This is a genomic window from Neisseria sp. HMSC069H12 (assembly GCF_001812735.1).
In the GTDB taxonomy this organism is placed as follows: domain Bacteria; phylum Pseudomonadota; class Gammaproteobacteria; order Burkholderiales; family Neisseriaceae; genus Neisseria; species Neisseria subflava.
Map to the genome: position 1 here is coordinate 646 of NZ_KV810303.1, position 13331 is coordinate 13976.

11 protein-coding genes and 1 pseudogene are annotated in these 13331 nt (G+C 48.9%); 2 read left to right on the forward strand and 10 right to left on the reverse strand.

From position 1 onward, the window contains the following. Positions 1-253: 253 nt before the first annotated feature. The 3 genes and pseudogenes from HMPREF2872_RS10705 to alaS form a co-directional block, all read right to left on the reverse strand. Positions 254-1378 carry an HNH endonuclease family protein gene (locus HMPREF2872_RS10705; protein WP_070633515.1) on the reverse strand — a complete coding sequence of 375 codons (1125 nt, stop codon included), beginning with the start codon at positions 1376-1378 and terminating at the stop codon, positions 254-256. A 9-nt stretch (positions 1379-1387) separates the two neighbouring features. Continuing rightward, positions 1388-2479 carry an adenine-specific methyltransferase EcoRI family protein gene (locus tag HMPREF2872_RS10710; protein WP_070633517.1) on the reverse strand — a complete coding sequence of 364 codons (1092 nt, stop codon included), beginning with the start codon at positions 2477-2479 and terminating at the stop codon, positions 1388-1390. 193 nt (positions 2480-2672) lie between these two features. After that, positions 2673-5624 (reverse strand): annotated as a pseudogene (alaS, locus tag HMPREF2872_RS10715) (alanine--tRNA ligase); the annotation flags it as partial. A 250-nt stretch (positions 5625-5874) separates the two neighbouring features. Here alaS and HMPREF2872_RS10720 point away from each other — a divergent pair. Beyond that, entirely contained in the window at positions 5875-7005 is a 1131-nt protein-coding gene (locus HMPREF2872_RS10720; RefSeq protein WP_070633521.1) for a polyamine ABC transporter substrate-binding protein, read from the forward strand. A 164-nt stretch (positions 7006-7169) separates the two neighbouring features. Here HMPREF2872_RS10720 and ubiE read toward each other — a convergent pair whose 3' ends face one another. From ubiE to ilvD, 7 genes are all read right to left on the reverse strand, one after another. After that, positions 7170-7907, reverse strand: coding sequence for a bifunctional demethylmenaquinone methyltransferase/2-methoxy-6-polyprenyl-1,4-benzoquinol methylase UbiE (ubiE, locus tag HMPREF2872_RS10725; RefSeq protein WP_003746386.1), 738 nt, complete (start codon positions 7905-7907; stop codon positions 7170-7172). A gap of 29 nt (positions 7908-7936) precedes the next feature. Then, positions 7937-8284 carry an MBL fold metallo-hydrolase gene (locus HMPREF2872_RS10730; protein WP_083311794.1) on the reverse strand — a complete coding sequence of 116 codons (348 nt, stop codon included), beginning with the start codon at positions 8282-8284 and terminating at the stop codon, positions 7937-7939. Between the two features lie 41 nt (positions 8285-8325). Beyond that, the gene (locus HMPREF2872_RS10735) at positions 8326-8757 is read right to left on the reverse strand and encodes a gamma-butyrobetaine hydroxylase family protein (RefSeq protein WP_070633528.1); all 432 of its coding nucleotides are present in this window, start codon (positions 8755-8757) and stop codon (positions 8326-8328) included. Between the two features lies 1 nt (position 8758). Then, positions 8759-8992 (reverse strand): cytochrome b6, encoded by a 234-nt coding sequence (locus HMPREF2872_RS10740; protein WP_070633530.1) that lies wholly within the window; start codon positions 8990-8992, stop codon positions 8759-8761. 76 nt (positions 8993-9068) lie between these two features. After that, positions 9069-10358 (reverse strand): CAP domain-containing protein, encoded by a 1290-nt coding sequence (locus tag HMPREF2872_RS10745; protein ID WP_070633533.1) that lies wholly within the window; start codon positions 10356-10358, stop codon positions 9069-9071. Positions 10359-10426: 68 nt separating this feature from the next. Further along, positions 10427-10558: a hypothetical protein gene (locus HMPREF2872_RS12115; protein WP_256388404.1), complete on the reverse strand. Its 132-nt coding sequence runs from the start codon at positions 10556-10558 to the stop codon at positions 10427-10429. A gap of 69 nt (positions 10559-10627) precedes the next feature. Then, complete coding sequence (gene ilvD / locus HMPREF2872_RS10750; protein ID WP_070633536.1) at positions 10628-12487, reverse strand: dihydroxy-acid dehydratase; 1860 nt, start codon at positions 12485-12487, stop codon at positions 10628-10630. 278 nt (positions 12488-12765) lie between these two features. Between ilvD and HMPREF2872_RS10755 the strand changes: the two genes are divergently transcribed. After that, complete coding sequence (locus HMPREF2872_RS10755) at positions 12766-13329, forward strand: YceI family protein (protein WP_070589246.1); 564 nt, start codon at positions 12766-12768, stop codon at positions 13327-13329. The last annotated feature ends 2 nt before the right edge of the window (positions 13330-13331 follow it).

The window sequence follows — 13331 nt, forward strand, 5'->3', positions numbered from 1 at the left end:
AGAACTGTTTTTTACGGTTGAGAAAGATTGATGTTAGATGATTGAACAAAAAACTTAAATTTTTAAGCATTAATCAGCTTGGAATGAAAAAAGAAAGGCCGTCAGAAAATTATTTTTCAGACGGCCTTTGATACTAAGTTTTGTTGGGACGGGACCCAAGCTACGTTTGCTGCTGACTATATTATAATTATTCGGTAACAACAAAAACCGCGTACATACACACGCGATTGGAAAATATGTGAGTTACGGCTTGCTATTTGTTAGATTTCCTTCGGTTGCAGTCCCGGCACAACATCTGGCAATTCTCTTCAACCGTTTTCCCACCTTCACACCACGGTGTAATGTGATCGCCTTCCATTTCCGACAATTCAAATTTCTGTTCGCAGTGTGGGCAAATGCCGTCTTGTTTTTCGTAAATCTTCTGTTTGATGCTGTCTGAAAAAGCACGGATGTTTAAATACTTTTCATTGTGCGTTAGGACATATTGGTAAATCCCTTTTTTGTTTTCTACATCGTCGTCGGCAATCAGTTTGGCAATTTCCGCTTCCAATATATCTTTATCCAAATCGGTATCTTTGAAACGGTTGTATAGAAATCCCCAAGGCTGTCCTTTCATCAGTTTGATGCGTTTATTGGGAAATTTTAGTTTTACCCATTCAATCACATTTTTGAAATATAGCCATAAATCATCAGCATTCTTATCATGTTGGTGAACCGCCATATATTTGCAGACTGCTTCGTCTCCGTCTTGGTTGGCAATCCACCCGATAGCGGTTTTCAAATAGTCTTGGCGGATGGCTGTACCGTTCAAATAGTCTTTTCCGATTTGGTAGGCGGCACAGTTGGTTTTGCTGAAATGACGTTTGGCATCCGTTACCCAGTTGCCCGAATACACGGCGTTGCGCAATTCTTGGTCGGTCAGTTTCTCACCCGCAATATTGATGGTTTTGAACCAGTCCAGCTTTTCGCTGTCTGTTCCTTCACATTGGTATATGGTCAGTTCGTAATCTAAAATTTTATCCTGTTCATCTGCCCGTAAATTGTGGAAGTAACGCATCATATAGGCAAAATCGCCGTTCACATATTGGCAGATAGAAACGGTACGCTGTTGCCCGTCCACGATTTCAAACGTGCCGTCATCGCGCACCGCCCAATACATCACATTAAGTGGAAATCCTTTCAATACGGTATCAATCACGGCATCGCGCTGTTTGTCTTTATAGACGAATTCGCGCTGGTAGGGCGGACGCACGTCCAGTTTGCCGCCATAGGCGAGCACGCCGTTTTCGTTGTTGTCGATGTAGCCCGCCGCTTTTTTGGTTTTGCTGTCGTAGCCCGTCAGTTCGCGGATGGTCAGGGTGGTCATTTGGATTTTCATGGTTACACCTTAAATTTTTTGAATAAGAATGCGTGCATAAACAATACTTAATGCGCCATTTGCATTATCAGCAACGTAATAAATGCCTTTTGGTTTTTCAGATAAGGGCAATGTAGCCCGCGTATTGGCTTTACTGCCATTGCTTTCCGAACCGTCCAGATTAATCTGTTTGGGATTGATATACCGTTTTGTTGGTCTGGCTTCAAATTCATCCCTACCCGCCGTTATACCCATAATCTTAAATTGTTGTGGGTTGTATTTGTCCAAAAACGTAATCGGCACACCCATTACACCATCGTAATCACAGGGAATATCGGCAACTTTGGACACTTCTATGGCATCGTAGTTATCGTATTTTGGATAATCTTCGGGGTTGTAGGTTCGGTATAAAATCAGTTCTTCATGGCGTTTAGCTATATCCAGGTTGGTAAACCAACAGATATTTCCCATACTCCGCCATTTTTGTCCTGTTTCATCCTGCCAATAGCGTGTCGCTTTTGGTTCATAGTAATCAGGTACTTGGAATGCCATATCACCATTATGGTTGCCAAGCCATATTTTGTTTTCTTTTAATAAGGGAAAAATTTCTTTATAAGTAATGGCATTCTGATTGCCGATGATAATGAATTTCTTACTGTATTCGACCAACTGTGCCACATATTCTCGAAACAGCGAAAACGGCGGATTGGTTACGACAATATCGGCTTGCTTCAGCAATTCAATACATTCTTGGCTGCGGAAATCGCCATCTCCTTTCAGCGGTTTGACTGCTATTTCTTCGGGCGTGGGAATGCCGTTGCCGTCTTTGTCCCCTGTATATTCCAACCAAACCGCCTGTTCGCTGTCGTTTTGGCTGAACAGGTCGCTGTTTTGGTTTTTGTAGCAGGTGGCAATCAGCTTTTTCAGGCCGAGATGCTCGAAATTGTAAGAAAAATAATGGAAGAAATTGCTGACGCGCGGGTCGTCGCAGTTGCAATAAACAGTTTTGTCTTTGAAATGGTGTTTGTAGTGCCGCAGCTCGTTTTCGATGTCGGAAAGCTGGGTGTAGAACTCATCGTTTTTGGCTTTGTTCGCCGCGTGAAGGGATTTGTTGCCTGCCATATCAAACCCCTTTAAAAATACAAGAAAGGTTTGATATTGTGTTGATTTTTAAGTTATAATTGCTGTGCTGTGCTGTGCTGTGCTGTGCTGTGCTGCTATATCTGTGTCTGCTGTTCATATGATGTTTCCTTGTCTTAATTTATTCAAACAGGCTGCCTGAAACCCACTTTCAGGCAGCCTGTACATTTCTATATTACAGCTTCTCTTTAACCCAACCTTCCACGTTTACCAGCATTTCAGGCAATTTGTCGGCATCTGTGCCACCGGCTTGAGCTAAGTCAGGACGGCCGCCGCCTTTGCCGCCGACTTGTTCGGCTGCAAATTTAACCAGATCGCCTGCTTTGACTTTGCCAGTCAACGGTTTGGATACGCCTGCGCACAGGGAAACTTTGCCGTCGTTTACTGCGGCGAGTAATACGATGGCTTGTTCTGATTTGCCGGTCAAGTCGGTCACGATTTCGCGTAGGGCTGCGGCATCGGCTTCGATTTGTGCGGCAACGAGTTTGGCTGAGCCCAAGTCTTTTGCATCGTCCAAGAGTTTGGCACCTGCGTGGACGGCGAGTTCGGCTTTGGCGCGTGCTAATTCTTTTTCCAATGCTTTGGCGTGTGCTGCGCCTGCTTGGATTTTTGCCAGTACGTCTTTTTCGGTTTGAGCTTTGGTTTCGGCAATGATGTCTTTCACCAAACGCTCTTGTTCTTGCGCCCATTTGAGTGCGTTCAGGCCGGTGATGGCTTCGATACGGCGTACGCCTGCGGCAATACCGCCCTCGCTGATGATTTTGAAGAGGCCGATGTCGCCGGTGCGTGAAACGTGTGTACCGCCGCACAATTCGGTAGAGAAACCGCCCATTTGCAATACGCGCACTTCGTCGCCGTATTTTTCTCCGAAGAGCATCATGGCGCCGGTTTTTTGTGCATCTTCCATGCTCATAATGGCTGCGTTGACGGCAACGTTGGCCAAAATGGCTTCGTTGACGCGGCGTTCTACTTCGGCGATTTCTTCGGCAGTTACCGCTTGAGGATGGGAAATGTCGAAACGGGTGGATTCGGCGGTAACCAAAGAGCCTTTTTGTTCAACGTGTTCGCCCAATACATCGCGCAGGGCTTTGTGCATCAAGTGGGTGGCGCTGTGGTTGCGCATATTGGCATTGCGGATTTCGTCATCCACTTTAGCGGTAACGCTGTCGCCGACTTTCAGACGGCCTGAAGTTTGTACGCCGAATTGACCGAATACGGCCGCTTTGATTTTTTGGGTATCGCGTACTTCAAAGCGGTTTTCGCCTGTGAAGATATAGCCAACATCGCCGACTTGACCGCCGGATTCTGCGTAGAACGGGGTAAAGTCGATAACAACGGCACCTTCGTCGCCTTCGTTCAATTCGTTGACTTGCTCGCCGTCTTTATAGAGGGTGAGGACTTTTGATTCGGTTTGGCGTTCGCTATAACCTTTAAACTCGGTGTCCTGACCGTCGTAAGGCAGTTGGGCGTTGGCTTTGAAGCTTTGTGCGGCGCGTGCGCGTGCACGTTGGGCTTCCATTTCGCGGTTGAAGCCTTCTTCGTCCAGTTCGATATTGCGCTCGCGGCAGATGTCGGCAGTCAAGTCGTATGGGAAACCGTAGGTATCGTAGAGTTTGAAGATGATTTCGCCTTCCAAAATAGAAGGGGCAGATTCTAACTCTTTGGCAAAATATTCTTGAAGTGCTACAACATATTTTTTAGCATGAATACTATCCCAGTTGTCACTTGCTAATAATAAGCTCTGGTCTTGGAAACATACAACAATGTTACCATTATCAATAGGTATGGCTTTAAAAGTTTTGCCGATATCCTGCTGAAGTTCAATAGATAAAGGATATTCTCCATTTGAATAATCGACAAAAGGAATATCAACACCTTGTGTAAATTTGCCGGTTTCTTGATAAGATTTATCAATACTATTCATTGAAACAACTTCAGTTTTTTTCGATAAGCTAGTCCAATTATTTGATAAATACAATTGGTTAATTGCTTTATTGAATAAACCCATACCTTTTTCTAGTGTCTCACCAAAACGGCTTTCTTCGTTTTTCAACGCTTCTTCGATTTGAACTTGTTTTTCTTTCAATTCAGGGTAGGCATCGCCCATCTCTTTAACCAAATCGGCCACCAGTTTGTGGAAGAATGGTTTGCTTTGACCTAGTTTGTAACCATGGCGTACGGCGCGACGGATAATGCGGCGCAATACGTAGCCGCGGCCTTCGTTGGAAGGCAATACGCCGTCTGCAATAAGGAATGAGCAGGAGCGGATGTGGTCGGCGATGACTTTCAGGCTTGGTTCTTCCATGCTGAAAGCTGCACCGGTTTCGCGGGCAACGGCTTTAAGCAGGTCTTGGAACAGGTCGATTTCGTAGTTGCTGTGAACATGTTGCATGACGGCGGCCATGCGCTCCAAGCCCATGCCGGTATCGACAGATGGCTTAGGCAGCGGATTCATATTGCCTTGCTCGTCGCGGTTGAACTGCATGAACACGCAGTTCCAAATTTCAATCCAGCGGTCGCCGTCTTCTTCAGGGCTGCCCGGAATGCCGCCCCAGATTTCTTCGCCGTGGTCGTAGAAAATTTCGGAGCAAGGTCCGCAAGGGCCGGTGTCGCCCATTTGCCAGAAGTTGTCGGATGCGTATTTTGCGCCTTTGTTGTCGCCGATGCGGACGATGCGCTCGGCAGGCATGCCGATTTCGTTCAACCAGATGTTGTAGGCTTCGTCGTCTTCTGCGTAAACGGTCGCCAAGAGTTTGTCTTTAGGGATGTTCAACCATTCAGGGGAAGTCAGGAATTCCCAAGCGAAGTGGATCGCGTCGCGCTTGAAGTAGTCGCCGAAAGAGAAGTTGCCCATCATTTCGAAGAAGGTGTGGTGGCGGGCAGTGTAGCCGACGTTTTCCAAGTCGTTGTGTTTGCCGCCCGCGCGTACGCATTTTTGCGCGGTAGTGGCGCGGTTGTATGGGCGTTTGTCAAAGCCGAGGAATACGTCTTTAAATTGGTTCATGCCTGCGTTGGTAAACAGCAGGGTCGGGTCGTCGTGTGGCACGAGCGAGGAGGAGCGGACGATGGTGTGGCCTTTAGATTCGAAAAATTTCAGGAATTTTTGGCGTAGTTCGGTGGTTTTCATAATGTCTCGATAAATTTTTTACAAGGATTTCAGACGGCCCGGACGGCACGTTGCGATTAAAAACGAATGGGCGTTATTTTACCGCAAAACCATATTTCAAGCTATCGGCAGAAAGGTTTTAAGTTGGCTGCAATCCGTCTTTCAGACGGCCTCAAGCGGGACGATATCTTTTAACAATGAAGCCTATCCGCTCGGGCTTGCCTGCTTTATAATGCCTCTCTATTTTCAACCGGATACGCAAGGAATGATAATGACCAAACATCTGCCCCTTATCGTACTGACTGCGCTGGCATTGGCCGGCTGCGGCGGCTCGGACAAAACTGCTGCCGACAAGGCGGCTCAAACCGATAATCAAAAGGTATTGAGTATTTACAACTGGTCGGAATATGTCGATCCCGAGACGGTTGCCGCGTTTGAGAAAAAACACGGTATCGCAGTAACTTACGATGTATATGACAGCGATGAAACGCTGGAGAGCAAGGTATTGACCGGCAAGTCGGGTTACGACATCGTGGGTCCTTCCAATGCGTTTGTCGGTAGGCAGATTAAGGCAGGTGCGTATCAGAAAATCGACAAATCCCTGATTCCAAACTATAAAAACCTGAATCCTCAGTTGATGAAGCTGATGGAAGGTGTCGATCCGGGGCATGAATATGCAGTGCCGTTTTATTGGGGTACCAATACTTTCGCCATCAATACCGAGCGTGTGAAAAAGGCTTTGGGTACGGACAAACTACCGGACAATCAATGGGATTTGGTGTTTAACCCCGAATACACGTCCAAACTCAAACAATGCGGCATCAGCTATTTGGACAGCGCGGCGGAGATTTATCCTATGGTGTTGAACTATATGGGTAAAAATCCGAATAGCAGCGAAACGGCGGATATCAAGGCGGCTACGGAAGTCTTGAAGAAAAACCGTCCGTACATCAAGCGTTTTACTTCGTCCGGTTTTATCGATGATTTGGCGCGCGGCGATACTTGCGTAACGATTGGTTTTGGCGGCGATTTGAACATTGCCAAACGCCGTGCCGAAGAAGCAGGCGGCAAAGAAAAAATCCGTGTGATGATGCCGAAAGAAGGCGTGGGGATTTGGGTGGATTCGTTTGTGATCCCGAAAGATGCCAAACATGTGGCCAATGCCCATGCGTATATCAATGATTTCTTAGATCCTGAAGTTGCAGCGAAAAACGGCAATTTTGTTACTTATGCGCCGTCCAGCAAACCGGCTCAGGAGCTGATGGATGAAGAGTTTAGAAACGACAATACGATTTTCCCGACCGATGAGGATTTGAAAAACAGCTTTATCATGGTGCCTATCCAACCTGCGGCGTTGAAATTTATGGTCCGTCAATGGCAAAGCGTGAAAGCAGGGACATAAGCTGATTTGAACGTATTAAGGCCGTCTGAATGGTGTAACCGAAATCCTTGATTTCGTTTTACGGCTGTTCAGACGGCCTTTGGTTTGTGTCAGATTGGCTTGGAAGGTTTAAAAACAAAGGGCGTGTCTATCAATCACGCCCTTTGTGTTTGTTTCAGACGGCCTTAGAATTTCACGCCTTTATGCAGGGCAACGATGCCTGCACTCATGTTGTGGTAATCCACGCTGTCGAAACCTGCATCCAGCATCATTTGCTTCAAGGTTTCTTGGTCGGGGTGCATACGGATGGACTCGGCGAGGTATTGGTAGCTATCGGCATCTTTGGCAATCAGTTTGCCCATAATCGGCAACAGTTTGAAAGAGTAGAGGTCGTACACGCCTTCCAAAGGTTTGTATACTTTGGAGAATTCCAACACCAGCAGGGTGCCGCCCGGTTTCAATACGCGGTACATTTCTTTCAGCGCGGCATCTTTGTGCGTCATATTGCGCAGACCGAATGCGACGGAAACCAAATTGAAATAGTTGTCGGGGAACGGCAATTTTTCAGCGTCTGCCAACGATACAGGCAGAATCATGCCTTCGTTGAGCAGGCGGTCGCGGCCGACGGTCAGCATGGAGGAGTTGATGTCTGTCAGCCAAACTTCGCCTTCTTTGCCCACACGTTTCGCCCAGCCTCGGGACAAATCGCCTGTACCGCCGGCGATATCCAATACTTTGTCGCCTTTTTTCAGGCGGGCGGTATTGATGGTGAAATGTTTCCAAACACGGTGCAGACCGCCGGACATTACGTCATTCATAATGTCGTAGTTTTTTGCCACGGAGTGGAAGACTTCGGCAACTTTGCCTGCTTTTTCGTCTTCGTCAACAGTCGTGAAGCCGAAATGGGTTTTGTGGTCGCTCATAGTGTCTGCCTTCTTAAAATAATACGGATTCAGGTATCGAATACGTCGAAATCGCCAACCACTTTCGACGCGGGAAATATAGTTTGTGCCTGTTGTTCCAGCATCAGGCGTTGTCCTTCTTCGGTATAACGTGCGCTGATGTGGGTCGGGTAAAGTTGTTTCACATTGGCCTGCAAAGCCAGCTTGGCGGCATCGGATACGGTCGAATGGAACACTCGTTCCGCTGTCTTTTCATCACCTGCCGCAAAGGTTGCTTCATGCACCAAAACGTCTGCGTTTTGCACGGCGCGCATTGCCTGCGGACAGGCCTTGGTATCGCCGAATATGGCTACTACCCGTCCTTTTTTTGGGCGGGGAGAGGAATGTTTTGCTGTCAATGATTCTGCCGTCGTCCAATGTTACGGCCTCGCTTTTTTTTTCAGACGGCCTTTCCGCCACAGCCGCCGCTACCGCAGGAATGTGTGTGTTTGGGTTTCAGATCTTCGGCACTTGGCGTTCTGGACGCGCCGGCTTTTTGGAGGCGGTCAAGATAGTCTTGCCAAAGCGCGTCTTGATTGTGCGCCAGTCGGTAGAGATAGTTCCAATCGTAAAGGCCGCTGTCGTGGCCGTCTGAAAAAGTAATTTTCAAGGCGTATTGGCCGACGGGGTCTAAATCGGTAATGCTGACTTCGGCTTTGCCTGTTTGCAAAACATCTTGGCCGGCACCGTGTCCGCGCACTTCCGCGCTGGGCGAGTACACGCGCAGGTATTCGGCAGGAAGGCTCTTGGCACCGTCAACATAGACCAAAGTCAGTACGCGCCGCTCTTTCTGAAGGCGGATTTCTTGTGGGATTTTATCGGCTTGGGTCATGTCATGCTCCGTTCTTTTTACGCAAATAGGCAACGCGTACAGAAAAAATACCGCCAAGTACAGCAAACAGCACGATTGTGTAGAGTGAAAACCGTATCAGGCTCACTTGTGTGTCCGCCGTCAGCCCCAAGGGCAGCAACATCACGGCAACGAACAGTAAAAATGCGGCCAACATGGCGGCAATGCTGGCAAAGGCATAGCGGGTATTGGCTGCTGTTTGCGGATGTTTGGTCATATTGGATAGCTTGCCGTAGGGTAATGAGGCGGTATTTTATCAGTTTTTTGGTGCTTCATGCCGTCTGAAAACGGCTTTATTTCCATAAATAAAGTGTAATGGCGCGCCTGTCTTCGCCTTCTGGCATTAAGCGGATGCTGCTGCCTTTGCTTCCGTTGACACGGATAATGATGCCGCCGGCCTGCCGCTCGATGATGTCGAGTTGGGTGTCGCGGTTCATGCGGTAGTTGTAGCGTTCGCATTGTTTCAAGCACCAAAAATCCTGCCAATGGATAAAATATTTTTGTCCGGATTCGATGGCCAGCGTTTCGCCGCCTTTGACGATGAAGTAAGGGTAATCGGGTTTTTGCGTGCTGAATGTCCATTCGGCCGTTCTGTTTTTTCCGTTTTGACGGTATTCGAACACGGCACGGTAGTCGGTATCGTATTCCAAGGGCTGTAAAGGAAACAGCGCAAATTGGCGTTCGGTCAGGAGGCGGTTTGGGTCATTATCTTTATCTAAGATTTTGACGTTTCTGATTTCTTTTGTGTCCCGATACAGTTTGAACGAACGCATTTTGACCGGAGGCGATTGTTCTGAGAACGCGATGCTGACCGGATTACCGGTCATTTCATAATGCGGCATAGGGTCGGGACGTTCGTCGTGGAAAACCGGCGAAGCGAAGTTGCCTTGCGGATAGGTAATGTAAGGCCGGAGTTTACGGTTGGAAATTTCATCCGCATAAACAATGGCATGACCATGACAGGCATCTTGATAAAACGAACGGCTGAGGTCGGATAGGGGGCGGTTTTTTTGGCAGAGGTTGTTGAATCTGCTGTCGCCCTGATTGATGCTCAACGCGATTTGTTTACCTTGCGATTCGAACGCGGCTCCAGCCTCGTCGATATTTTGATCGAGTAAGGAGAGGCGGTGGTAAATCGCCGTCATCAGGTTGTCCAGCTGATGTTGGGCAGGAAGGTGGTCGTTGATTTTTTCGTTTGGCGGATGCTGGCCGGTACTGACGTTTTCGTGCACGCCTTTATAGGCATAACCGGCTTTGCGCGTGCGGTCTGATGGGCGTGGGCCTGTATAAAAGGGATTGCGCGTATTGTGTTCGTCATGGCCGTCGTCAGGGTTTTGCAGTAGATAGCGGGCATGATTGCGCGCGGCGCGTTCGAGTGTGGCTGAGTGCGCCAGTGCGGGCAGATTGGCTGAGGAGCGGAGGAAGTTTAAATACGCCAAGGCGTCAAAATCGGCAACGGCAGAACGATTTTGCGGCGGTTGGGCGTAGATGAGCTGGTCTTCGGAATAGCGATGGGTTTCGTAGTATTGAAATATGCCGAGGGCGACGACAAAACCACCCAGCCAGTAAAGAATGTGTTTCATTATATGTACTGCGTTCAGACGGCCTTGAGCTACGGCTCTTTCCCCTTGAAACTCATGCCGTTAAATGATTATTTTGATAGCGGCTTGACTTGGAATGCTTCAGGATGGGATTTGAAATATTCGACAGCGATAAATCCGCCGCCAATAATAATCAACAGGGCAATGGCCATGCCGATCATCGCTAAAATGAATTTGTCCATATTTGTCCGTTTGAATGAAGGCCGTCTGAAACACTTGAAAGTGTTCAGACGGCCTTAAAGTCAGGTTAATTAACGTTCGATTTGCGATACGTCGCGTACTGCGCCTTTGTCGGCGGAAGTCGCCATCGCGCCGTAGGCACGCAGGGCCGCGGAGACGTAGCGGTCGCGGTTTTCCGGTTTCCACGCTTTGCTGCCGCATGCTTCCATTTCGGCACGGCGTGCGGCAAGCTCTTCATCGGAAATGACAAGGTGGATGCTGCGGTTTGGAATGTCGATTTCGATGGTGTCGCCTTCGTGTACCAAACCGATTGCGCCGCCTTCTGCCGCTTCAGGAGAAGCGTGGCCGATGGATAGACCTGATGTGCCGCCGGAGAAGCGTCCGTCTGTCAACAAGGCGCAGGCTTTGCCTAAGCCTTTGGACTTCAGGTAGCTGGTCGGATACAGCATTTCCTGCATGCCCGGGCCGCCTTTCGGGCCTTCGTAGCGGATGATGACGATGTCGCCGGCGACGATTTGGTTGCCCAAAATACCTTCTACTGCGGCTTCTTGGCTTTCAAACACGCGGGCGCGGCCGGTGAATTTGAGGATGCTCTCGTCCACGCCTGCGGTTTTCACCACGCAGCCGCGTTCGGCGATGTTGCCGAACAAGACCGCCAAACCGCCGTCTTGCGAGTAGGCGTGTTCGACGTTGCGGATGCAGCCTTTTTCGCGGTCGAGGTCGAGGGTTTTCCACATGCGGTTTTGCGAGAACGCCTGAGTAGTACGCACGCCGCCGGGTGCGGCTTTGAAACGTTCGATGGCATGGGTGTTTTCAGGATTGGTCACGTCCCATTTTTCAATCGCATCTTTCAAGGTCGGCGCGTGGATGGTGTACACGTCGGTGTGCAGTTTGCCCGCTTTGTCCAATTCTTTCAGGATGGCGAAGATACCGCCTGCGCGGTGCACGTCTTCCATGTAGTAGTCGTGGTTGTTTGGCGCGGTTTTACAGATGCAAGGTACAACGCGGCTTAAGCGGTCGATGTCGGCCATTTTGAAATCGACACCGGCTTCGTTGGCAACGGCGAGCAAGTGCAAAATGGTATTGGTAGAGCCGCCCATGGCGATGTCCATGGTCATGGCGTTTTCAAACGCTTTTTTGGTGGCAATGCTGCGCGGCAACACGGTTTCGTCGTCTTGCTCGTAATAGCGTTTGGTGATTTCGACAATCATGCGGCCTGCTTCGAGGAACAATTCTTTGCGGCCTGCGTGGGTCGCCAAGTATGAACCGTTGCCCGGCAGGGAAAGGCCGAGTGCTTCGGTCAGGCAGTTCATGGAGTTGGCGGTAAACATGCCGGAGCAGGAGCCGCAAGTCGGGCAGGCGTTTTGCTCGACTTCTTCGACTTGTTTGTCGCTGATATTGTCGTCAGCCGATTCGATCATGGCATCAATCAAGTCCAAACGGCGTTCTGGTTGAATATTGGCCACGCCGATAACTTTACCGGCTTCCATCGGGCCGCCGGAAACGAAGATGGTCGGAATGTTCAGGCGCATGGCGGCAATCAGCATGCCCGGGGTGATTTTGTCGCAGTTGGAAATGCACACCAACGCGTCGGCGCAGTGGGCATTGACCATGTATTCGATGGAATCGGCAATCAAATCGCGGCTGGGCAGGGAGTACAGCATGCCGCTGTGTCCCATGGCGATGCCGTCGTCGATGGCGATGGTATTGAATTCTTTGGCGATTGCGCCCGCTTTTTCAATCTCGCGGGCAACCAGTTGACCCATATTATGCAGGTGCACATGGCCTGGAACGAATTGGGTGAAGGAGTTGGCAATGGCGATAATCGGTTTGCCGAAGTCGGTTTCCATTACGCCGGTCGCACGCCACAATGCGCGCGCGCCTGCCATATTGCGGCCGTGGGTAGAGGTTTTGGAGCGGTATTCAGGCATTTTTGTTCCTTTGTTTTATGCTGAGGCCGTCTGAAATAGGCTGGTTGGTTGGCGGCCCGTTGTAGAAATAACTGGCTATTTTATACCAATTACGAGCGATGAAGCACGCTATTTTGTAATAAAACTAAACTGTATTTGCTTCACCTGAATTTGCTGCTCATTATTTCAGACGGCCTGAAGTTTTCTTAAGATGAAACGCTGTCTTTCTCAGTTGCAAAAGATGTTGGCATCAAAAAGTGATATGATAGGGAACTTCTCACATTTCTAAGGATAAGACGATGAAAAAAATCATGTTTGCATTGTGTTCGGCCATGTTGGCTTCTGCTGCGTCTGCCGCTGTTTATAAAGTGGACGAATTTCATGCCAATGCCCGCTTTGCCATCGACCATTTCAACACCAGCACCAACGTCGGCGGTATTTATGGTTTGACCGGCAATTTGGAATTTGACCGTGCCAAACGCCAAGGCTCTATCGATATCGTATTGCCTTTGTCAAAACTGCAAACCGGTTCTGACCACTTTACCCAACACTTGAAATCTGCCGATATTTTCAATGCAGACAAATACCCTGAAATCCGTTTTGTATCCACTAAATTCAATTTCAACGGCAAAAAACTGCTTTCCGTTGACGGCAACCTGACCATGAACGGCAAAACTGCGCCGGTGAAACTCAAAGCCGACAAATTTAACTGCTACCAAAGCCCGATGGCTAAAGCTGAAGTGTGCGGCGGCGACTTCAGCACCACCATCGACCGCACCAAATGGGGCTTGGATTATTTGGTGAGTGCCGGTATGAGCAAAAAAGTAAACATCAATATCCAAATCGAAGCCGTGAAACAATAATC

Coding starts and splice junctions, on each gene's coding strand:
- HMPREF2872_RS10705 (WP_070633515.1), bottom strand. CDS start 1,378: ATGAAAATCCAAATGACCACCCTGACCATCCGCGAACTGACGGGCTAC.
- HMPREF2872_RS10710 (WP_070633517.1), bottom strand. CDS start 2,479: ATGGCAGGCAACAAATCCCTTCACGCGGCGAACAAAGCCAAAAACGAT.
- HMPREF2872_RS10720 (WP_070633521.1), top strand. CDS start 5,875: ATGACCAAACATCTGCCCCTTATCGTACTGACTGCGCTGGCATTGGCC.
- ubiE (WP_003746386.1), bottom strand. CDS start 7,907: ATGAGCGACCACAAAACCCATTTCGGCTTCACGACTGTTGACGAAGAC.
- HMPREF2872_RS10735 (WP_070633528.1), bottom strand. CDS start 8,757: ATGACCCAAGCCGATAAAATCCCACAAGAAATCCGCCTTCAGAAAGAG.
- HMPREF2872_RS10740 (WP_070633530.1), bottom strand. CDS start 8,992: ATGACCAAACATCCGCAAACAGCAGCCAATACCCGCTATGCCTTTGCC.
- HMPREF2872_RS10745 (WP_070633533.1), bottom strand. CDS start 10,358: ATGAAACACATTCTTTACTGGCTGGGTGGTTTTGTCGTCGCCCTCGGC.
- HMPREF2872_RS12115 (WP_256388404.1), bottom strand. CDS start 10,558: ATGGACAAATTCATTTTAGCGATGATCGGCATGGCCATTGCCCTGTTG.
- ilvD (WP_070633536.1), bottom strand. CDS start 12,487: ATGCCTGAATACCGCTCCAAAACCTCTACCCACGGCCGCAATATGGCA.
- HMPREF2872_RS10755 (WP_070589246.1), top strand. CDS start 12,766: ATGAAAAAAATCATGTTTGCATTGTGTTCGGCCATGTTGGCTTCTGCT.